This window comes from Psychroserpens sp. (genome assembly GCF_045105015.1).
Lineage (GTDB): Bacteria > Bacteroidota > Bacteroidia > Flavobacteriales > Flavobacteriaceae > Psychroserpens.
In genome coordinates, this window is record NZ_JBGCCX010000131.1 from 1 (window position 1) to 21,290 (window position 21,290).

The 21,290-nt window shown below is 31.8% G+C and carries 19 protein-coding genes and 1 pseudogene; 9 read left to right on the forward strand and 11 right to left on the reverse strand.

The features are described 5' to 3' along the window. Nucleotides 1–55 precede the first annotated feature (55 nt). From AB8B90_RS09695 to gdhA, 4 genes are all read right to left on the reverse strand, one after another. A complete protein-coding gene (locus tag AB8B90_RS09695; RefSeq protein WP_405336301.1) occupies nt 56–1,204 on the reverse strand; it encodes a TonB-dependent receptor plug domain-containing protein in 1,149 nt (382 codons plus the stop codon). A 17-nt stretch (nt 1,205–1,221) separates the two neighbouring features. Further along, the gene (gene recO / locus AB8B90_RS09700; protein WP_405336304.1) at nt 1,222–1,941 is read right to left on the reverse strand and encodes a DNA repair protein RecO; all 720 of its coding nucleotides are present in this window, start codon (nt 1,939–1,941) and stop codon (nt 1,222–1,224) included. 18 nt (nt 1,942–1,959) lie between these two features. Continuing rightward, nucleotides 1,960–4,356: a two-component regulator propeller domain-containing protein gene (locus tag AB8B90_RS09705; protein WP_405336307.1), complete on the reverse strand. Its 2,397-nt coding sequence runs from the start codon at nt 4,354–4,356 to the stop codon at nt 1,960–1,962. Nucleotides 4,357–4,495: 139 nt separating this feature from the next. Beyond that, the gene (gdhA, locus tag AB8B90_RS09710; RefSeq protein ID WP_405336310.1) at nt 4,496–5,839 is read right to left on the reverse strand and encodes an NADP-specific glutamate dehydrogenase; all 1,344 of its coding nucleotides are present in this window, start codon (nt 5,837–5,839) and stop codon (nt 4,496–4,498) included. 214 nt (nt 5,840–6,053) lie between these two features. On the opposite strand from gdhA, the gene AB8B90_RS09715 reads away from it, so the two are divergent. After that, nucleotides 6,054–6,869 (forward strand): THC0290_0291 family protein, encoded by an 816-nt coding sequence (locus AB8B90_RS09715; RefSeq protein ID WP_405336313.1) that lies wholly within the window; start codon nt 6,054–6,056, stop codon nt 6,867–6,869. A gap of 71 nt (nt 6,870–6,940) precedes the next feature. Here the strand turns inward: AB8B90_RS09715 and AB8B90_RS09720 are convergent, their stop codons facing one another. Then, nucleotides 6,941–8,080: a cystathionine gamma-synthase gene (locus AB8B90_RS09720; protein WP_405336316.1), complete on the reverse strand. Its 1,140-nt coding sequence runs from the start codon at nt 8,078–8,080 to the stop codon at nt 6,941–6,943. 135 nt (nt 8,081–8,215) lie between these two features. On the opposite strand from AB8B90_RS09720, the gene AB8B90_RS09725 reads away from it, so the two are divergent. After that, entirely contained in the window at nt 8,216–8,911 is a 696-nt protein-coding gene (locus AB8B90_RS09725) for a DUF3298 domain-containing protein (RefSeq protein ID WP_405336319.1), read from the forward strand. On the opposite strand, the gene AB8B90_RS09730 is transcribed toward AB8B90_RS09725, so the two are convergent. Continuing rightward, a complete protein-coding gene (locus tag AB8B90_RS09730) occupies nt 8,908–10,155 on the reverse strand; it encodes a cation:proton antiporter (protein WP_405336322.1) in 1,248 nt (415 codons plus the stop codon). The genes AB8B90_RS09725 and AB8B90_RS09730 overlap by 4 nt on opposite strands. A gap of 95 nt (nt 10,156–10,250) precedes the next feature. Here AB8B90_RS09730 and AB8B90_RS09735 point away from each other — a divergent pair, with 95 nt between their 5' ends. Both AB8B90_RS09735 and AB8B90_RS09740 read left to right on the forward strand, forming a co-directional pair. Then, entirely contained in the window at nt 10,251–10,613 is a 363-nt protein-coding gene (locus AB8B90_RS09735; RefSeq protein ID WP_405336325.1) for an arsenate reductase family protein, read from the forward strand. Beyond that, nucleotides 10,603–11,496, forward strand: coding sequence for a DMT family transporter (locus tag AB8B90_RS09740; RefSeq protein ID WP_405336328.1), 894 nt, complete (start codon nt 10,603–10,605; stop codon nt 11,494–11,496). Before AB8B90_RS09735 ends, AB8B90_RS09740 begins: the two co-directional genes overlap by 11 nt. On the opposite strand, the gene AB8B90_RS09745 is transcribed toward AB8B90_RS09740, so the two are convergent. Then, the gene (locus AB8B90_RS09745; protein ID WP_405336331.1) at nt 11,488–11,964 is read right to left on the reverse strand and encodes an acyl-CoA thioesterase; all 477 of its coding nucleotides are present in this window, start codon (nt 11,962–11,964) and stop codon (nt 11,488–11,490) included. The genes AB8B90_RS09740 and AB8B90_RS09745 overlap by 9 nt on opposite strands. 102 nt (nt 11,965–12,066) lie before the next feature. Between AB8B90_RS09745 and AB8B90_RS09750 the strand changes: the two genes are divergently transcribed. The 4 genes from AB8B90_RS09750 to AB8B90_RS09765 are packed head-to-tail and all read left to right on the forward strand — an operon-like array spanning nt 12,067 to nt 15,969. Continuing rightward, entirely contained in the window at nt 12,067–12,927 is an 861-nt protein-coding gene (locus tag AB8B90_RS09750) for a YicC/YloC family endoribonuclease (RefSeq protein ID WP_405336334.1), read from the forward strand. Between the two features lie 12 nt (nt 12,928–12,939). Then, nucleotides 12,940–13,530, forward strand: a complete 591-nt coding sequence (gene gmk / locus AB8B90_RS09755; RefSeq protein ID WP_405336337.1) for a guanylate kinase — start codon at nt 12,940–12,942, stop codon at nt 13,528–13,530. A 2-nt stretch (nt 13,531–13,532) separates the two neighbouring features. After that, nucleotides 13,533–14,111 (forward strand): nicotinate (nicotinamide) nucleotide adenylyltransferase, encoded by a 579-nt coding sequence (gene nadD, locus AB8B90_RS09760; protein WP_405336339.1) that lies wholly within the window; start codon nt 13,533–13,535, stop codon nt 14,109–14,111. A 22-nt stretch (nt 14,112–14,133) separates the two neighbouring features. Then, on the forward strand, nt 14,134–15,969 hold the full coding sequence (locus AB8B90_RS09765; protein ID WP_405336341.1) for a cystathionine beta-synthase: 1,836 nt from the start codon (nt 14,134–14,136) through the stop codon (nt 15,967–15,969). A 2-nt stretch (nt 15,970–15,971) separates the two neighbouring features. Here the strand turns inward: AB8B90_RS09765 and AB8B90_RS09770 are convergent, their stop codons facing one another. The 4 genes from AB8B90_RS09770 to AB8B90_RS09785 all read right to left on the reverse strand — a co-directional run bounded on the left by AB8B90_RS09770 (nt 15,972) and on the right by AB8B90_RS09785 (nt 19,053). Further along, complete coding sequence (locus AB8B90_RS09770) at nt 15,972–16,331, reverse strand: YraN family protein (protein ID WP_405336343.1); 360 nt, start codon at nt 16,329–16,331, stop codon at nt 15,972–15,974. Nucleotides 16,332–16,337: 6 nt separating this feature from the next. Continuing rightward, nucleotides 16,338–17,099 carry a HEAT repeat domain-containing protein gene (locus tag AB8B90_RS09775; RefSeq protein ID WP_405336345.1) on the reverse strand — a complete coding sequence of 254 codons (762 nt, stop codon included), beginning with the start codon at nt 17,097–17,099 and terminating at the stop codon, nt 16,338–16,340. A 13-nt stretch (nt 17,100–17,112) separates the two neighbouring features. After that, a complete protein-coding gene (locus AB8B90_RS09780; RefSeq protein WP_405336347.1) occupies nt 17,113–17,955 on the reverse strand; it encodes a winged helix-turn-helix domain-containing protein in 843 nt (280 codons plus the stop codon). Nucleotides 17,956–18,042: 87 nt separating this feature from the next. Then, a complete protein-coding gene (locus tag AB8B90_RS09785; protein WP_405336349.1) occupies nt 18,043–19,053 on the reverse strand; it encodes an LD-carboxypeptidase in 1,011 nt (336 codons plus the stop codon). Nucleotides 19,054–19,128: 75 nt separating this feature from the next. On the opposite strand from AB8B90_RS09785, the pseudogene metG reads away from it, so the two are divergent. Next, a pseudogene (gene metG, locus AB8B90_RS09790) lies at nt 19,129–21,202 on the forward strand (methionine--tRNA ligase). Nucleotides 21,203–21,290: the final 88 nt, after the last annotated feature.

Sequence of the window (21,290 nt, forward strand, 5' to 3'; positions counted from 1 at the left end):
TAAGCAACAGTTGCTTGAATCTTGTCATACAGATTTGAACTACTACTGAGCTTAGTCACTTGAAAATTACCCATAACCATCGTTGTGGGCCATAATCCCATTCAGCAGAACGCAGTTCATTACCATTATATCTAATTAATCTATCATATCTTGGATAAGAAGATGTACTTGTATAGTACAACCCTAGATCGAAACTTAAATTTTCTTTAGGTTCATATCTAATCTTTTGCAAAAAATTAATTTGATCATATCCTGTGGGAACTTGTAGCCTTGGATTATTATTTTGCACAATGATATCTTGACCATTCATTGTTTCAATATATTCTGGTCTTAAATAATCATCGGGACCATGTTTCCCCATTTTTAAATCATCAAAATCGGTATAACTAATACTGCTTAAAAACGCCCATTTTTTTAAACCAAAATTAAAATCTAGATGACCCGTTTTTTCTTTATTTGCTGTTGCATATCTCGCAACTGCGTTTGCATTAAAGTACAATGAGTCTTTATAAGATAATTGTGGTTTTTGAGTATAGAAACTCATTACACCTCCAATAGCATCACTTCCATAAACTACTGAACCAGCTCCTAAAGTAATTTCTGTATTTTGAATGGTAAACGGATCAATAGAAATTACGTTTTGTAGGTTTCCGCTTCTAAAAATGGCATTATTCATTCTTACACCATCAACAGTAATTAAAAGTCTATTAGTAGAAAACCCTCTAATGACTGGGCTCCCTCCTCCTAGTTGACTTTTTTGAATGTATACATTACCTGTGCCTTCTAATAAATCTGCACTTGTTTGTGGGTTTGCAAACTGAATGTCTGCAGAATTCACATTAACAATTGTTTGAGGAATATCACGCTTACTTTGTTCAAACTTTGATGCAGAAACAACCACTTGGTCTAGTCCTTCAATATTAGGCTCTAAAGAAACTACATAATTGTCTAATGCAATCACACTCTTTTTAGTAGAATATTTAACATAAAGTATATTTTGAAAGTAGATAGTTTCATTCGCATCAAATTGATCCAAAGAAGCTTTACCATCAATATCTGTGATAACAGATTTATCCTTTTGGGAATTGTAGATAGTTACTCCAACAATAGGGATTTGTGTTTCTTGATCAAGCACCTTAACCTCTTGAGCATTAACGCTACAAACTAGGTATAAAAAAACAACTAATGCTTTAATGAATTTCATAAAAAGAAAATGTAATTCTAATTAAATACTTGATTAAATACTTGCAGAGATTTTGGTTTTTTAAAACTGCCCAAATGTAATTCAAAATATAACAATAACATGGTTAAAAATGATTGTCTTTGTTTTGAACTAATTTTAATATTTTGTAGTTCATCAAATTTTATGCCTAACAGCCGCTTCAATAATGTTAAATTTTCTCCTGAAACAGAATATAAATTTGTCTTTTGAGATTCAAATAAACCATTAGAAAGATTAAAATATGGTTTTTCTGTATTTATATTTTCAGGATAAAAACCTAAATACTGCGTAAGATTTAATAAAAACAACAAATGGAAATTTGAAAACTCTTCTTGATAATCAAGCCATTTAAATGTAATCTGTAGATATTCATAAAGTTGAAGGTTTTGTTCTTCTTCTTTTAAAATTGTTGCTAAAATTTCTGCCAAAAACATTGCTATAGAACTCTTAAAGACATTCGTATGAATGCTTTTATACATGTAGTCAATTTTAATCTCTTTTATATAATGTAAAGTTTGGTTTGGCTTAAAACTTTCTTCTATTTGTAGTTGTGATAATAATTGAAAATATACCGCTTTAGATTTTCCTTTAGTACTTTTTAACGCACCTCTAACTAAATATGAAACAAGACCTTTCTGTTCTGTAAAACATGTAACGATAAGGTCATTATCACGATACCTTAACTTTGAAATAACAATAGCTTTATTTTTGTTGAGCATAATAGATATGCAGTAGTATTACCTTACGATAAGTAATTTTAGTATTTTGGTCTCAAAAGAGTCTAAATCAGAAATAAAAATAAGGTAAACTCCAGTTGAAACCACATTATTAGCAAAGTTTTTCCCATTCCAAATAGCAGTTCCACCATCAATTGCAAAATTATAATTAGCACTTGAGGTTCTTTGGTTAACTCTAGACTGAGCTTCAGCAACAAGATTCCCTTCAATGTCTGTAATTTTAATATTTACATTCTCCGTAAGATTTGAAACTTTGACTCCGTTATTTATATCATTTAAATTGTTTGACCCAAGAATATTGTATTCTGGTCGAACAGGATTTGGGTATACAAAAGCTTCTTCAAGAGTATCAACTGGTTTAGTTCCTCCTGATAAAAAAGACACTAATCCTTTTGATGTTGCAATATAAACTCTACCAGTGGATTGATCTATTGACACTTCGTTTATATTATTTGTTGGTAAAGGAGAATTATCCTTAGTAAAATGAAAAATAGTTTCTTGTCCGTCTGGAGAAAAATAAAATACACCAGAATCTGAAGTTGCAACCCATTTATTATTTGAACCGTCAACTGCAATCGATGTAATTAGTTGATTTGAAAGCAATTCTTTAGGTATTCCATCTTCTAAAATCACGATATTATTGACATTTGGGTCAGTAAAAAAATTACCTGTATTAAACAGAATCCTCAACCCTTTTTCAGTACCGATCCACAATTGACCATTATTGTCTAAGGCCAATGCTTTGACATAAGAAGAAGGAAAATTTTCTGCTTCGCCTGAAGCAAAATCTAATTGTGTACTTCCTCCAGTTTCATTAAATCCAACTAGCCCAAAAGAGAACGAGCCTATAAATTTAGTATTCTGATTATCAATTACAAGTGATGAAAATCCAATATTTGAATTTAATGGTGGAACTGGAATAATTGAAGTAAAATCGTATGAAGTCCATTGTCCGTTTTCAAACTTATTTAACGGTCTTTCAAGACGCGAACTCATTACCCATAAAGCTCCATTTCTATCAAACACATTTACACTAACAAACTGAAATTCTTGAAAAAAAGCAGATAATGTACTATTATCTTCATTGTAAAGAATGGTTGGCTCTTCATTATTAAATTCAATTACGCCTGCCCAGTGAGAGGTTATAAAAACTTGATCTGTATTAAATGGATTAATAGCAATATCAGACAAAAAAAACGGGTCTTCAATTACCTCAACTATACTTTCAAACTGAATATTCCTCCACTCTCCGTTAAGATATCTACTAACTCCTGTTCTTCTAACTCCACCATTAGGGTTAAAAGTTCTGGAATAGCCACCAAATACAGCCCATAAGTCATTAGAAATAGTCTCTATTGCAAAAACATTATTACTTAAAGGTCCGTCTGGATGAATTTCCTCGAAAACATCTAAACTGTTAGAAAATGTCTTCAAAACTCCTCGCCCAGGTGTCCCAAACGCAACTATCCCTTTAGTACCTATGTATATTTCACCTTGACTATAATTAGTTGCGGCTGTAAATTGTATTCCTAAATCTGGATTACTACTAATTTCTGTTATTAAATTAAACAATTCATCATAGATATAAACTCTATTTACAGTAGTGATAATTAGATTTGATCCTGAGATTCTCATATCATCAGGCAATATAGGATATTGAATTAATTGCGTATAAGGATTGACAAGTATATCAAAAACTGCTCTATTAAATCCGATGGCATATATTTTATCATTTATAGTTCTAATAAATTTAAAATCACCAGGCCTGATTGTTTCCCATTGGCTAAAATCAATCAGGTTAGGATTTAATAAATCAACTTTTTTAATACCTTCATTGTCTCTACAAGAAGCGTATAAAAATCCATTTAAAACCATTGTTTGAGTAACTCTAATTTGTGAACCACCTGCACCAATAAAATAGGTGTCTCCAAATTCTAATCGTTCTAAATCGTAAACAGATATTCCGTAATCTGTGGAAATATAAAGTAAACCTTCATTTTCGTAAAAATCATTAATGTTTTTTGTATCGGGAGGGATAGTAACCTTATTTAAAATATCTATAACTGTTAATACTTGATCATCACTCAACACGAGATCTATTAACCCTGTATCATAGCCAACAACTAATATATCATTTGTTTCACTGTAATATATTTTAGAAATATCTCCTCCAGACAGGCCTTCAATAGTGCTTATTTTATCAATTTCATTGGTATTATAATCAAACGTGAAAATAGCATTCTCAGAAGCCGCATATAACACGTCTTCGCTACTAGAAATATCTTTAATATTTAAATAGGAAAAATGTTCTTCCCATAAACCAGAGAAATCTTGACCGAAAATAGGTGTTGTTATTATTAAAAATAAAACAACTGTTGATAGTTTAAAAAACTTCATTTAAAAAGTGCTTTTAGCGACTTAAACATTAACCAAAAATAACATATTTTATTGTATAATCGATTTTGAACAAATTAATACTAAACAAAAAATAGTCTTCAAATTGAAGACTATTTTTATTTGTTTTTTGGAGTTGGTTTTAAACTACACCTTGAGCCATCATAGCGTCTGCAACTTTAACAAAACCTGCAACATTTGCTCCTTTAACATAGTCAATATAACCATCTTTTCTAGTGCCGTAAGTCACACAAGATTGGTGAATATCATCCATGATTTTAAGAAGTTTTGCGTCTACTTCCTCTCTTGTCCAATTCATACGTAACGAATTTTGACTCATTTCTAATCCAGAAGTTGCAACACCACCTGCATTTGATGCTTTTCCTGGTGAAAATAATATTTTAGCGTTTTGAAATGCTTCAATTGCTTCTGGAGTTGTTGGCATATTTGCACCTTCTGCAACAGCAATAACATTATTATTGATTAAAGCGTTTGCTTCGTCTCCATTTAATTCATTTTGAGTAGCACATGGTAATGCAATGTCACAGTTTACAGACCATGGTCTTTCTCCAGCATGATATGTGGCAGATGAATATTCATTAACATATTCACTTATTCTTCCACGTTTTACATTTTTAAGATTCATTATAAATGTTAACTTATCGGCATCAATACCGTCAACATCATGAATATATCCACCTGAATCAGACATAGTCACAACTTTTCCACCTAATTGTGTTGCTTTTTCACAAGCAAACTGTGCAACATTTCCAGATCCAGAAATTACTACTGTTTTACCACTAATAGAATCATTCTTAGTTTTTAGCATATTTTGTGCGAAATAAACACAACCATAACCTGTTGCTTCAGGTCGAATTAAAGATCCTCCGTAAGACATTCCTTTGCCAGTTAAAACTCCAGTAAATTCATTTTGTAATCTTTTATATTGACCAAACATATACCCTATTTCTCTTCCTCCAACACCAATATCTCCAGCAGGAACATCGGTATTAGCACCAATATGTCTAAATAATTCTGTCATAAATGATTGACAAAAACGCATCACTTCATTATCACTTTTTCCTTTAGGATTGAAATCTGAACCTCCTTTTCCTCCTCCCATTGGAAGTGTCGTTAAAGAATTTTTGAATACTTGTTCAAACCCTAAAAATTTAAGAATACTTAAATTTACAGACGGGTGAAATCTTAATCCACCTTTATAAGGTCCTATTGCAGAGTTAAACTCAACTCTAAACCCTCTATTTACTTGAGTATTTCCTTGATCATCAATCCAAGGAACTCTAAAAATAATCGTGCGTTCTGGTTCAACCATTCGCTCTAATAGCATTTTTCCCTGATATTTAGGATTCTCTTCAATAAAAGGAATTACTGTTTCTGCAACTTCGTGCACTGCTTGTAAAAATTCAGTCTCATGACCATTTTTTTCTGTTACAAGATTTAAAAAAGCTTCTATTTTATCTTTCATCTATTAAATTATTAATAATCAACGTTGATTTTTAAAGCACAAAGATACATTATCTTTAAAATTTATACATATATTTTTTGATATTCTCAATGCTTACTGGCTCTAAACAATTATAATCTAATCTAAAAACAGTAAGAGGTATTACTTTTGTTTGGTAGTTAGACCAGTTTTTATATATTTGTTAACGAAATATGCCCTTGGTAATTTAATTCCTATGACGCTTAATTTTAAACAATTAACATTTGTATTCATTTTAATGATGGGTATTAACCAAGTGTATGCTCAACTTGGTTTTTCGCATGAAATTGGTGTTATTGCTGGTCCAGTAGCATTTCAGTCTGATTTTGGAGTCCGAAATGATTTTAAAACTAACTCTGGAAATACTGGTATTGGTATTGGTATAGTTCACTACATCAACTTTGCATACAGAGCAGATTGTAACTGTTATTCTACAGATACATTTTTCAATGATCACTTTAAACTTAGAAATGAAATTTCTTGGAATAGAACACAACTTAACCATTTTGGTGAGTGGGTAGATCGTGCTGCGACTAACGCAAGTTATGAGAGCTTAGTTAGGCACTCTGGTATTGCAAATAACTTTGATATTGGTACTCAAATAGAGTTTTTCCCTAAAAGTATTCGTTCTTTTCAATCATTTGGTTATTCATTTGCACCTTTTGTAAGTTTGGGTGTGCATTTTACATCGTTTAATCCTACAGTAGAAACATCTTATCCAGGAGGAAATATTAATGATTCGAATAACTTTTTTCCAGGATGGGTAGCAGCAGCAAGTCCAAATTTTAATGAAGATCCATTTTTATTTGATGGAAGTGGTACAACATGGTCTGTAGTTGGAAGTATTGGAACAAGATACAAATTAACTATACTTTCTGATTTAATGGTAGACCTAAGATGGCAGTACTTCTTTACTGATACTGTGGATGGTTTAGATCATAATTTAGATTCTAATAAAGCTAATGATTGGTTAGTTTGGTTGAATTTTGGATACATTTACTATTTAGATTAAAATAATCATAATAAATAACAAAAAAGACCAAGTTTAATACTTGGTCTTTTTTGTTTAATGCAATGTATTTATTATCCAATGGCTTGTTTCAAGTCTGCAATTAAATCGTCTTCATCTTCAATACCAACACTTAGTCTAATTAACGAATCGACAATACCTAACTTCTCTCTTTCGGTTTTTGGAATACTTGCATGTGTCATACTTGCTGGATGACCAGCTAAAGACTCAACACCACCTAAAGATTCGGCAAGTGTAAATATTTTTAGTTTTTCAACTATCTTAATAGCTTCCTTATAGTTATTTCCTTTTGTGGTAAAAGAAACCATTCCTCCAAAATCGTTCATTTGTGCTTTAGCAATATTATGGTTTGGGTGACTTTTAAAACCAGGCCAATAAACATTTTCAATTTTAGGGTGATTCGCTAAAAATTCTGAAACTGCTTTTCCATTTTCGCAATGACGTTGCATTCTAACATGTAAGGTTTTAATTCCTCGTAGCGCTAAAAAACTATCTTGAGGGCCACAAACTGCTCCACTTGCATTTTGAATAAAATATAGACGATCTGCAAGATCTGTATCTTTAACAATTAATGCTCCCATGACTAAATCACTATGACCACCAAGATACTTTGTTGCAGAATGCATCACAATATCTGCTCCTAAATCTAATGGTCGTTGCAGATATGGAGTAGCAAATGTATTATCTACAGCTAATAATAGCTGATGCTTTTTAGAAATGGCAGCAGTCGCTTTTATATCAATGATATTCATCATTGGATTCGTTGGTGTTTCTACCCAAATAAGCTTCGTGTTTTTATTGATATAAGCTTCAATTTTAGTGGTATTTTCCATTCCAACAAAATGAAATTTAATTCCAAATTTTTTAAATATACTCGTAAACAAGCGATACGTCCCACCATATAAATCGCTTGTAGAAATAACCTCATCACCAGGTTGTAACAATTTAATAACAGCATCAATTGCTGCTAAACCAGAACCAAACGCTAAACCGTGATTTCCGTTTTCGATACTTGCAAAAGCATTTTCTAAAGCATTTCGAGTTGGATTATGAGTTCTTGAGTATTCATAGCCTTTATGACCACCAGGAGTGGATTGTGCATAAGTAGATGTTTGATAAATTGGTGGCATCACACTGCCGTAAGCAAGATCGTGAACCTGTCCACCATGAATTGTTTTTGAATTGAATTTCATACGTCTATTGTCTAAAAAATTATTGCAATCTGCAACAAATTAAAACTTTAATTCGTTGTATTCAAATGTATGTAATACCTTTATTGAATGATTAACAAATTGAACAAAATTTTGAAAAAACACACCCTCCTTATTTTGACATTAGTAACTATTTTTTCTTGTAAAAATGAAGTCGAAATCAAGTTTATTGAGGAAAACATTGAAACTTCTAAAGCAGCTGATATCTCAATAAATTTCCCTAAAGCCGAAGGAGATAAAGCCGTTTCGGAATTAATAAATTCTGTCATTCAAAATTATATTGTAAGCCAAACTAACTTGACCGACGATTCTTTAAATAATGTATCAATTGATGAGGCAGTTAAACGATTTAACACAGAATTTAAAACGTTTAAAAACGATTTTCCGGAGAGTTCTCAAAAATGGGAAGCCTTTATTGATGGTGAAGTTACTTATCGTTCTCCTGAAGTGATTTGCATTGCTGTAAATTCATATCTAGATACTGGAGGCGCACATGGTAATACTCACATAAAATTTTTCAATTTTAATCCTCAAACAGGTCAACTATACTCAAAAGCTGAAATCATAAATGATATTCAAGGGCTTTCAGGAGTTATTACCAATAAACTAAAAGAAGAAGTGAAGTCAAATTCAGATGAACCAATGGAGGAGTTTTTCTTCGGAAAAGATTTTCAACTTCCAGAAAGTTTAGGGTTTAGCGATGAAGGTTTAATTGTTTTATATAATCCATACGAAATTGCATCGTATTCCCAAGGAATTATGGAATTCACTATACCTTTCGAAGATATCAATTCGTATTTTAATATTAACTAATCTGCTTTTCTTGTCAAACGTTTTATAATTGGACCAACAGTCAAGCCTTGTCCAACAATAGATATAACAACTATAACATAAGTAACAACAAGGAATAATTCTCTATGCATTTCTTGGGTTAATGTTAAAGCCAATGCTATAGAAATACCACCTCTTAATCCACCCCAAGTCATAATAAGATTCGTTTTTGGAATGAATTGTAATTTTTTAGCATAAAACTTTATCGGTAACCATAAAGAAATAAATCTACACAATAACACAAGAGGCACTGCAATTAATCCAGCTATTATAAAATTCAATTCGAATGTCAACACTAACATTTCCATTCCAATCATAATGAATAGTACGGCGTTTAAAAGCACATCAATCATTTCCCAAAATTTATCGACATAAGCTTCCGTTACTTCAGACATTGCAGAACTTCTAATTGTATCATGCCCAACAATTAATCCAGCTGTAACCATCGCAAGAGGTGCAGACATATGTAATTTATGTGCTAACAAACTTCCTCCCATGACAGTTGCTAATGTTATAATTACCTCAACTTCGTAATTATCAATTGATTTCATAAGTTTATAAGTGATATAACCTAACAAAAGTCCGAGGCCAACACCTCCAAGAACTTCAACGCCAAATAATTGAAGTATTTCAGAAACTTCTATGGCAGCATTTGGAGATTTTGCAATTGAAAATATAGTTAAAAACACAACCACACCTACGCCATCATTAAACAACGATTCACCGACTATTTTAGCTTCAAGATTTTTAGGCGCTCCTACTTTTTTTAGAATTCCTAAGACTGCAATTGGATCTGTTGGAGATATTAAAGCTCCAAACAACAAGCAATAAATAAAGTCTATATGATAACCGAAAGCTTCAAACATGAAATACATAAAAAGGCCTACCAAAAAGGTACTAACTAAAACTCCTAAAGTAGCAAAAGCCAATACAGGTCCACGTTGAATTTTTAACTGATTAAAATTGGTATGCAAAGCTCCTGCAAATAACAAGAAACTCAACATTATATCGAGTAGAACAGTTTCAAAATCAATTTGATTTATGAGTTCTTTTTCAGTTACCAATATGGTATCGTCAAATTGACCAATAGCAACAATCACAATAGTAAATACAATAGTTATAAGCATCAATCCAATTGTAATTGGAAGTTTTAAAAACTTAACATTGATGTAACTAAAAAGCGCTGATAAAACTATCAAAATTGATGCAATCGTAAAATAATCCATAGACCTATAAATTTTCCTTAAAAGTAACTAATTTTCTTTTGATTTCTAATTACCTTGCGCACTTAAAACCTTCAATTTTAGAGTGTCTAAAAATCATGAAAAAAGTCTATCACCTTAAAACATGTAATACCTGTGAAAGAATAATTAAAGCATTAGAGCTACCTGATGATTTTACTTTTCAAGAGATTAAATCTGAAGACATTACAGTAAGACAAATAGAACAACTCAAAGAACTAGCTGGTAGTTACGAAGCGTTATTTAGTAGACGAGCTAAACTATATAAAGAAATGGGCCTTAAAGACATCACTTTAAGTGAAGCTGATTATAAACATTATATTTTAGATCATTACACCTTTTTAAAACGCCCAGTAATTGTAATGAATGATCACATATTTATTGGTAATAGCGCTAAAACTATAGAAGCTGCAAAAGCTTATACCCACACAAATGAACAGTAGAAAATTTGCATTATTTGCTGTGTTTTTAGTTCAACTTTTATATGGACTAAATTACACCTATGCTAAAACTGTTATCAATGAAGGTTTTATTCAATCTTTTGCTTTTGTTCTTTTAAGAGTCGTTGGAGCTACTGTTTTATTTTGGCTCTTGAGCTTAATTGTCAAAAGCAAGAAAATAGAAAGAAAAGACTTTGTAACTATTTTCTTTGCGTCACTTTTTGGTGTAGGTATAAACATGCTTTTATTTTTAAAAGGTTTAGAGTTAACGACACCTATTCATGCATCAGTAATTATGACAATTACGCCTGTAATTATATTAATTCTATCCATATTTTTCCTTAACGAAAAACTAACAAAACTTAAAATTTTCGGTATTATTCTAGCGTTTGCTGGTGGTGTTCTATTGACAGCTTTAGGAGATTCGACAAGAGTTGGTGATAATGTACCATTAGGTAATTTATGTATTTTTATAAATGCAATTTCGTACAGTATTTATGTTGTATTGATAAAAAGACTTACGGCAAAATATCATCCATTTGCATTTATTAAGTGGTTGTTTCTCTTTGGAATCCTTTTCACGTTACCTTTTGGGTATCAAGAAACCTTAGAAATTCAATGGCATACCTTTACGCCTTACATTTGGTTTTCAGTATTATTTGTTATTGTAGGAGCCACCTTTGGAACCTACCTTTTAAATCCATTAGCTTTAAACTCATTAAAAGCTTCAACAGTAGGAACCTTTATTTATTTACAACCTGTAATCGCTGGTGTTTTTGCAATTATAATGGGAGTAGATGCTGTTAGCCCAATTAAATTAGGAGCTATGGTTTTAATATTTTCAGGTGTGTATTTAGTAACTAAAAAACCGAAAATTTCAGCTTAAGTCCTTTGGAGTTTTTCGAGATACTCTAGTATCTTCTTTAGTTAGGAATTTGAAATTTTCAGTCTTTGGAAACGCTTCAGATTGTTTCAGCAAAGGTTTTGGCAAAACTGTTAGTTTTCTTGTTTTCAGATCAATCCATGAGCCTAACATATCACTAGATGCTAGGTGTTTTCCATTATGGCCATATAAATTATGTTCAAATTTAAAAAACATACCATCTTCACTTAATCCTGAAACTTCAACAGTCACAGTAATTGGTTTTCCAATAAATGATTCCTTGTAATAGTAAGTATGCTCATAAAAAACTACTGGTCCAATATTAAAATCAGTTAATGTTTTCATAGAAAACCCATATTCTATGAAAAATCCCATTCTGGCGTGACTCATAAAGTTAGTGTAAGCTGAGTTTGCTAAATGCCCATTTGCATCTATATCACTCCAGCGTATTTCAAATTCTTTCTTATACATAAGTCTAGATTTAAGATTTCAAAGTTATAGATTTTATAATGCTAAACCATGATTTGTAACGTTATGATTTTGCTTATCTTTGTTCAACTTTTTAAATTACTTATGATACAATCAATGACTGGTTATGGTAAGTCTGTAATACAACTTCCTACCAAAAAAATTTCCATAGAAATTAAATCACTAAATAGTAAAAATTTAGACCTCAATGCTAGAATGCCATCATTATATCGTGAAAAGGAATTGAGCATTCGGAAACTCATTGCTTCAAAATTGGTAAGAGGTAAAGTTGATTTTTCTTTATACATGGAAATTACAGGTGAGGAAACATCAACACAGATTAACAAAACTGTTGTTAATCAATATATCAAACAACTAAAGGATGTTATTAACACAGGAGAAGAGACCGAATATCTTAAAATGGCAATTAGACTTCCTGATGCTGTAACTACTGAACGAGATGAAATTGACGAAGGTGAATGGAAACAAATTGCTCAAGTTATTGATGATAGTATTGAAAAAATACAACAATACAGAATTGATGAAGGGCAAAGTTTAGAAAACGATTTTATTGCACGTGTAAATAATATTTCAAATTTACTAGATGAAGTTATTACCATGGATCCTGAACGTATTGATGGTGTTCGCGAACGTTTAAATAAAGGCATTTCTGAGATTAAAGAAAAGGTAGACGAAAACCGATTTGAGCAAGAACTTGTTTATTATATTGAAAAGTTTGACATCACTGAAGAAAAGGTTCGTCTGAAAAACCACCTTGACTACTTTCAAAAGGCTTTAAAATCGGATGACTCAAATGGTAAAAAATTAGGTTTTATCTCTCAAGAAATGGGTCGAGAAATCAATACAATTGGTTCAAAATCTAATTATGCACCAATGCAAAAATTAGTCGTTCAGATGAAAGATGAACTTGAAAAAATTAAGGAACAATTATTGAATGTCCTTTAATAAATTGTATTTGTGAAACACGACGACAACATAAAGAAAGGTAAGCTTATTGTGTTCTCAGCACCTTCAGGTTCTGGAAAAACGACAATTGTAAGACACCTGTTAAAACAAGAAGAACTCAATTTAGAGTTTTCTATTTCAGCAACTTCAAGAGACAAACGCGGACAAGAAATTGACGGAAAAGATTATTACTTTTTAGACCTTAAAGAATTCAAAAACAAAATCAAAAGTGATGCGTTTTTAGAATGGGAAGAAGTCTACAGAGACAATTTTTACGGAACTCTCAAAACTGAAGTTGAACGTATTTGGGCAAAAGGGAAACATGTTATTTTTGATATTGATGTCTCTGGAGGTTTACGAATCAAAAAGAAATTCCCAGAAGAAACTTTAGCTATTTTTGTTAAACCACCTGATTTGAATGAGTTGATTATTAGACTTAAAGAACGTGGTGAAGAAAGCCCTGAAAAAATAAGTATGCGAGTTGCAAAAGCTCCTGCAGAATTAGCAACGGCTCCATTATTTGACAAAATTGTTCTCAATAAAGATCTAGATAAAGCATTAGACAATGCTTATACACTAGTGTCTAATTTCATTAATTCTTAATCATGAAAATTGGCTTGTATTTTGGAACTTTTAATCCAATTCACGTTGGTCATTTAACCATTGCAAATCATCTAGCAGAATATAGCGATTTAGATAAAATTTGGTTTGTTGTGACACCTCATAGTCCGTTTAAAAAGAAGAGCTCTTTACTCGATAATCGTCAACGTTATGAAATGGTATATCGTGCTACAGAAGATTATATAAAGTTAGAACCAAGTGATATTGAGTTTAATCTTCCACAGCCTAATTATACGATTGATACTTTAACCTATCTTCAAGAGAAATATCCTGAACACGAGTTTGCCCTCATCATGGGAGAAGACAATTTAAAGAGCTTTCATAAATGGAAAAACTACGAACTCATTCTCGATAATCACAACATTTATGTTTATCCTCGGATTTCTAACGGAACAGTAGATACGCAATTTAATACGCATTCTAAAATTAGAAAAGTTGATGCTCCAATAATGGAATTATCTTCAACATTCATCAGAAAATCTATCAAAGAAGGCAAGAATGTTCGCCCGATGCTTCCTGAACATGTTTGGGAATATTTGGATGAAATGAATTTTTACAAATAAAAAGCCTTTAAATCATTAACTAATGACGGACAGTAGACTACAAAATTATATTAATAATGTATTAAAGAATTTACCAACTGATTGGTTAAATCTAACAACACATCGACTTGATATTTACAATGAAAAGTTAGCTAAAACTGAATTTTTAGAGCAATTTGAAACACTTTTCAATAAGAACATTTTTGATTCTACTACCCTAAATGAATTACCAACTGCATATGATTATATTCGTTTAGGTCATCCATTGTCTTGTGTATTAGAATGGGCTATTGCAAGTTTAAATAATTTAAATCCTGAACAGGTCATAAGTTTCTCATCACAGACAATTCCTGTGATGGCAGTGTTGAGAAAAAACGTATTAGAACACAAAAAAACATTAATCAGCTACACTGATAAATTACCAAGTTCACTTGATATTGACGTTTTAAAAAATGTTTATGGTTATGCTTTTGAACTAACAAAAGTAGATGCTTTAGAAAATATTCCAGAGTTTGATGGCAGTACTATTTTTGTTTCACAACAAAATGAAATTTCTAATAACGAACTCAATTCAAATGTTGACTTTTTTATCAACTTACACGATGCTTTAGGAAGTGTTTTGTTAATTAATGGTAATGAAAACTACATCTCAGAAATTCAACACGTACGACGAAGAGAAACGATTGCCATGACACCTATTAATTGTTTCAAAGCATTGAATTTACTTGTAGGTAATACTGATACATCTCAAAGTGAAATCAATAGTAACAGAACACTAGTCTTAGATTCAATTAAATCTATTACAGGAACTTCAATAAAACCACTAGTAGGTTCTAGCGGACTCTCAATTCAATATGCTATCATGATGGGATTAGTTCATCATGCACAAGAAAACCATAAAGGTAAAGCTATCAAATTTGTTGTTCCTCCAAATTGTTATGGTGGAACTAACGATCAAGCAAGACGTGTTGCAGCTTGCTTTGATGACGTAGATATTATGGATTTACCTGTAGATGGAGATCATGATATGGTTCAAAGCATAGATGTCGTTTTAAACAATATTGCTAAAGAAGATGCTGTTCCTTATATCATAGCTGAAATTCCAACAAATCCAAGAGTTGAAGTTCCAGATCTTTTACAATTAAAAGAAACACTTGAAAAAGTTAGGAAAACTGATAGTGGAGCCATCGCCATTGACCCTGTTTTTATTTTAGATCAAACCTTTTGCCCTAATGTTCTTTTTTTAGGTGAAGGTAAAATACTGTCAACCGTTCGAACTATTTCATATGCGAGTGGATCAAAATTCCCAAGTGGAGGACAATGTACTGCTGGTTACTGTGTTGGAAACAGCAAAGCTGATGCTTTAATGCAAAAAATAGAATCGCATTTGATATTATGCGATAATGAAGCCACACATCTTCAACTAGAAATACTAGCAAATCAATTACCATCTATGAATCAGAGAATTATTGATGCTTATAAAAATACACGTGAGTTTGTAACCTTCATAAAAGACACTTTACCAACTGCAAAAATCAATTTTGTTTCCGAAGCATTAGCAAAAGAAGGTTTTATGCCTTCAGTATTCTCATTAGACCTTCCAACTAAAGGAGCTACCGCAGAAGAAAAGGAAACCTACAAAAGAACCTTAAATCATAAGCTAATCAATTTAATGATTACAAAAATACCTAGTGAGAGTAAATATTGTGTGAGTTATGGGCAGCTAAAAGGTTGCTATTGGACAATACCAGCAACATCGACACAAGGAACGACTAAAGAAGGTGATAAAGATTATATTGCTCGTGTTGCCTTATCCCCTAATATGGATCTTGAACGTCACAAAAACGTCTTTTTAGAATTTGTAAGCGCTATTTCTTAGTCTCAGAAATGATAATAGGCATTTTCTAAATGTTCAATGTCAAATTGATGTCCATTTTTAACAATAGCAATAATATCAAAACGAACCTCAACATCAAGTTGGCTTGATGTTACATAATTGTCTACAGCTTTTACAATACGTTGGATTTGTTTTGGTTTCAAAAAGTCTTGTGGATTTCCAAAAGCTTTAGTCGAACGTGTTTTAACTTCAACAATAGCAATTGTGTCTCCTTTTTTAGCGATAATATCAACTTCAGCTTTTTGAAATGTATAATTACGTTCTAGAATCTCATAACCATGCTTTAGTAAAAAATTTACCGCTAGTTCTTCACCTTTTTTACCTAATTCATTGTGATTTGCCATAAACTGTTAAATCTTATAATGGTTATCAATATAAGCAATTGCTTCTTGCTTACTTAATACCGCAAACTTTTTATAACGATGATGAACATCTACAATTTCATCAAGCGCTTTTTCAACTAAAGATTTATTTTTCCAAGTTTGTAAATGAGATACAACTGTTTGTAGACAACCATTTTTATAAGCTATTTGTCCAAGTACATGTATTAAAGTGTCAGAAACACGTTTGGTGTCATCAAATTCTAAGACTTTTAAAAGTGGTAATATGTCTTGAGGATGTGTTCTTCCGCGAAGCTCAATACCATGACATATTTCGCGTCTAATTTCTTTATCTGGATGTTTTAAATAAGACTTTGACCATTCTAAAACTGGAACAGGATTCTTCTCTCCCATTTTCTTAATTGATCCGATCACTGCATTACGAACACGATGATGTTTATCGAATAACCCTATATTCATAAAATCTTCGATTTTATTAAAATGGAATTTTCCAATTTCACCTGCAGCATTAATAACTGTTTGACGAATTAATTCATCTTCTGAAGACATTAAATTTTTTAAAACTGAAAATATAGACGTTTGTAATTGAGGGTGTGCGTAGAAAATTTTTCCAATAGCTAGATATCCGGTTTTTCGAATATATGTGTCTTCATCTGAAAAGTACAAACTGATATTTTTTGATGAATTTTGAATTACATCATTAGCAATCTCTTGATTGATTTTTACAACCAACACATCCCTTTCTTCTTTTGCTAAGTCGTAGAATGCCATGTTATGATTTAATTCATGCTTTAGACACTTCTAATTTATATCCAACACCATGAACATTAGTGATTTTTATTGAAGTGTCTTCTTTTAATTTTTTCCTCAATTTAGAAATATAAGTATCCAAACTTCGTCCAACAAAAACACCATGATCTTCCCAAACTCGCTTCGATAACTCATCTCTTTTTACAACATCATTTAAATTATCACATAAAATTTCAAGCAACTCACATTCTTTTTTTGATAGACCAATTTCTTTTTCAACATACAGCAATTTACTTTGATCTTTATCAAATTTATAATTTCCAATCTTATAGAAAAGAGGATTTTCTAGTGTGTTTTTATCGTTATTTTTTTTTCGATAAAACCACCAAGCCAAGCCAAATGCAACCAATATTAGAGGAATTAACCAAAAATAAATAATGTTTTGTGTTTTACTATTGATAAAATGAATTTGAATGGTATAGCAATTAAGTGGAAGTTCACGGCCACCACAAGGAATAATACTTTCGTCTTTATCATTTTTTACTTCATAACTGTAAGCTACTTCATTATCCTCACACTGAATGACCTCAACACGATAGTCCTTGGGTAAATTAGTTTTATCTATACTGTGCTTAACAAAAACCACTAAACTATCTGGATTAAATCCTAACTGACTCTGAAACGATAATTCAAATTTCTCTTTGGTAATTTTTTTAACTGGTAGAATTAAAGATGTTGAGTCTCGATAAGACATTAGCAATTTATGACCAACATCTCTAAGTGCAATTTTAGTAATTTCCGTAGATGAGTTGTCTTGACTACAATTAAAAAAAACCAGCACTGATAAAAATAGTATAATATATAAATGTCTTCTCATAAGCAATACAAATAAAGGATAAATAAGAGAAAGACTGAACCCTTTTACAGTTCTTTTACACTTTTTTGACATTTAAAATTAATCAATCTATTGAAAGTTTAACGTTGACTTTGATTTTTCTACTTTTAACTCAATAACTTTCCCAAACACCATAGCGCGATTATCTTTTTCATGTCCTGCTGGCATATTAAATGCAATAGGGAAATCATACTCCTTTAAAGCATCTAAAATTAGTTGCTCAACAGACGTTCCCCAAAGTGTTGTGTTCTTTCTGAGTTTGCTCATATCGCCAACAATCAAGCCTTGACAGTTATCAAAATAACCAGCACGTTTTAAACTTTGAAGCATCCGATCAATATGATATTTGTATTCTCCAATTTCTTCAATAAACAAAATCTTTCCAGAGACATCAATACTAGACTCAGAACCTAACATCGTGTGAAGCATCGTTAAGTTTCCTCCAACAAGCTGTCCGGAAGATTCTCCTACTCTATTATAATTTGAACCATTCAATGTATAATTCACAGATTTACCAAAAATTGTCGACTTAAAGGTGTCTAATGATCCTTTTATATCATTTAAATCTTTGGTTAAACTTACGCACATCAATGCATGAATCGATTGAACGCCTTCATTATGAAATTGGTTATGCAACGCTGTAATATCACTATAACCAATTAGCCATTTGGGATGTTCTCTAAACTTGGTATAATCTAATTTATCTAAAATTCGAACCGTTCCATAACCTCCTCGAGCACACCAAATAGCACTCACTTTTGGATCATCTAATGCCGATTGAAAATCTTCACAGCGTTCGGCATCTGTACCAGCAAAATGATCTGCTTTACTAAACACATGTTTACCTACAATTGCATGTAATCCCCAACTTTCTAATAATGATATAGCTTGTTGCACTTCATCATTTCTGTTTTTAAGTATTCCTGATGGAGCAACTATTGCTACAGTATCTCCAATTTTTAAATATGGTGGTTGTATCAAAGCAGTTTGGTTTTGTGAATTTGATTCCTCTTGAGCATTAAGGTTTCCGAAGAAAGAAAACAAACAAATTAACAGTAAAAAATAACGAATTTTAGACATATTGTAAATGTACATTTTTTTTCCAAATCGCCCTTAAAATATGTACTTTTGTGGCTTGTTAAAAACGATTTCAAGATGTCTAAAAGATATACGATTACTGCTGCATTACCTTACACTAATGGTCCAATTCATATTGGTCATTTAGCTGGAGTGTATGTGCCTGCAGATATTTACGCTCGATTTAAACGCCTAACCGGAAACGATGTCGCTTTCATTTGTGGTAGCGATGAACATGGTGTTCCTATTACCATTAAAGCAAAAAAAGAAGGGGTCACTCCTCAAGACATCGTAGATAAATACCATGCTATCATCAAAAAATCATTTGTAGACTTCGGAATTACGTTTGACAACTATTCACGTACATCTGCAAAAATTCATCACGATACAGCTTCTGAGTTTTTTAAAACTTTATACGATAAACATGAGTTTGTTGAAGAGGTAACCGAACAGTTATACGATAAAGAAGCGAATCAGTTTTTAGCTGATCGTTTTGTCACAGGAACATGTCCGAAATGCGGCAATGAAGAAGCTTATGGAGATCAATGTGAAAATTGTGGCTCGAGTTTAAATGCCACAGACCTCATCAATCCTAAATCAGCAATTACAGGTAATGTACCAACTCTAAAAGAAACTAAACACTGGTTTTTACCTTTAAATAAACATGAAAATTTCCTAAAAGAGTGGATTCTTGAAGGTCATAAAAAAGATTGGAAACCCAATGTTTATGGACAAGTAAAATCTTGGATAGATGACGGTTTACGCCCAAGAGCAGTAACAAGAGATTTAGATTGGGGAATTCCAGTTCCTGTCCCTGGAGGTGAAGGTAAAGTACTTTACGTTTGGTTTGACGCACCTATTGGATATATTTCTGCGACTAAGGAATGGGCTGAGGCAACAGGAAAAGATTGGGAACCTTACTGGAAAGATCAAGACACAAAACTTGTTCATTTTATTGGTAAAGATAATATTGTATTTCACTGTATTATATTTCCTGCTATGTTAAAAGCTGAAGGTTCATATATCCTTCCGGATAATGTTCCAGCTAATGAGTTTTTAAACTTAGAAGGAAAAAAACTATCCACTTCAAAATATTGGGCAGTTTGGCTGCCAGATTATTTAGAAGATTTTCCAAATCAACAAGATGTATTGCGTTATGCGCTTACAGCCAATGCTCCTGAAAGTAAGGACAACGATTTTACTTGGAAAGATTTTCAAGCCAGAAATAATAATGAGTTGGTAGCAATCTTCGGAAACTTCATCAATCGAGTGGTTGTTTTAACCAACAAATACTATGATGGTATTATTCCTGAAGCTTCTGAGTTTTCTGATATTGACAACGAAACTTTAGCTGCTGTTAAAGCTTATCCATCAGTTATTGAAAGTTCGATTGAACGTTATCGTTTTAGAGAAGGAAGTCAAGAGTTAATGAACTTAGCAAGATTAGGAAACAAATATCTTGCAGATGCAGAACCTTGGAAGTTAATTAAAACAGATGAAACAAGAACAAAAACAATTATGTATGTTGCACTTCAAATAGCAAGTGCTTTAGCAACATTAAGCGAACCGTTTTTACCATTTACATCAATTAAATTAAAAGGAATTTTTAAATACAACAGAAAATTCTTGGTCTGATATTTCAACTAAGGATATATTAATTCAGTCTGGTCACCAAATAGGAAAAGGGGAATTATTATTTTCAAAAATTGAAGACAAAACTATTCAAGAGCAATTAGATAAATTAGAAGCTAGTAAAAAAGCAAATGAAGCTGCTAATAAAGAAGTAGAACCACAGAAAGACACTATTGCTTTTGAAGATTTCACCAAACTAGACATTAGAGTTGGTACTATTATCGAAGCAGAAAAAATGCCAAAAACTAAAAAGCTTTTAGTATTAAAAGTCGACACAGGAATAGATGTAAGAACCATTGTATCGGGAATTGCTGAAAGCTTTACACCTGAAGAGGTTATTGGCAAACAAGTAACCGTTTTAGTGAACTTAGCTCCAAGAGCTTTACGTGGTGTAGAAAGTGAAGGTATGATTTTGATGACTGAAACCAATGATGGCAAATTAGTCTTTGTAAATCCAGATACTTCTACAGCACTTAGCGCAGACTCTGGTGGTGTTGGTAATGGTTTACAGATAAGCTAAAACAATCGAATAATACTTTATATTGGTATTTATCCGAAGCGTTTTTAACTAAAATTTATCAGTTCTTTTGTAAGAAAAATAGTCGTTT

What these genes read in the sequence shown, in the direction of transcription:
- AB8B90_RS09695 (WP_405336301.1), bottom strand. Translation starts at nt 1,204, where the DNA reads ATGAAATTCATTAAAGCATTAGTTGTTTTTTTATACCTAGTTTGTAGC.
- recO (WP_405336304.1), bottom strand. Translation starts at nt 1,941, where the DNA reads ATGCTCAACAAAAATAAAGCTATTGTTATTTCAAAGTTAAGGTATCGT.
- AB8B90_RS09705 (WP_405336307.1), bottom strand. Translation starts at nt 4,356, where the DNA reads ATGAAGTTTTTTAAACTATCAACAGTTGTTTTATTTTTAATAATAACA.
- gdhA (WP_405336310.1), bottom strand. Translation starts at nt 5,839, where the DNA reads ATGAAAGATAAAATAGAAGCTTTTTTAAATCTTGTAACAGAAAAAAAT.
- AB8B90_RS09715 (WP_405336313.1), top strand. Translation starts at nt 6,054, where the DNA reads ATGACGCTTAATTTTAAACAATTAACATTTGTATTCATTTTAATGATG.
- AB8B90_RS09720 (WP_405336316.1), bottom strand. Translation starts at nt 8,080, where the DNA reads ATGAAATTCAATTCAAAAACAATTCATGGTGGACAGGTTCACGATCTT.
- AB8B90_RS09730 (WP_405336322.1), bottom strand. Translation starts at nt 10,155, where the DNA reads ATGGATTATTTTACGATTGCATCAATTTTGATAGTTTTATCAGCGCTT.
- AB8B90_RS09735 (WP_405336325.1), top strand. Translation starts at nt 10,251, where the DNA reads ATGAAAAAAGTCTATCACCTTAAAACATGTAATACCTGTGAAAGAATA.
- AB8B90_RS09740 (WP_405336328.1), top strand. Translation starts at nt 10,603, where the DNA reads ATGAACAGTAGAAAATTTGCATTATTTGCTGTGTTTTTAGTTCAACTT.
- AB8B90_RS09745 (WP_405336331.1), bottom strand. Translation starts at nt 11,964, where the DNA reads ATGTATAAGAAAGAATTTGAAATACGCTGGAGTGATATAGATGCAAAT.
- AB8B90_RS09750 (WP_405336334.1), top strand. Translation starts at nt 12,067, where the DNA reads ATGATACAATCAATGACTGGTTATGGTAAGTCTGTAATACAACTTCCT.
- nadD (WP_405336339.1), top strand. Translation starts at nt 13,533, where the DNA reads ATGAAAATTGGCTTGTATTTTGGAACTTTTAATCCAATTCACGTTGGT.
- AB8B90_RS09765 (WP_405336341.1), top strand. Translation starts at nt 14,134, where the DNA reads ATGACGGACAGTAGACTACAAAATTATATTAATAATGTATTAAAGAAT.
- AB8B90_RS09770 (WP_405336343.1), bottom strand. Translation starts at nt 16,331, where the DNA reads ATGGCAAATCACAATGAATTAGGTAAAAAAGGTGAAGAACTAGCGGTA.
- AB8B90_RS09775 (WP_405336345.1), bottom strand. Translation starts at nt 17,099, where the DNA reads ATGGCATTCTACGACTTAGCAAAAGAAGAAAGGGATGTGTTGGTTGTA.
- AB8B90_RS09780 (WP_405336347.1), bottom strand. Translation starts at nt 17,955, where the DNA reads ATGAGAAGACATTTATATATTATACTATTTTTATCAGTGCTGGTTTTT.
- AB8B90_RS09785 (WP_405336349.1), bottom strand. Translation starts at nt 19,053, where the DNA reads ATGTCTAAAATTCGTTATTTTTTACTGTTAATTTGTTTGTTTTCTTTC.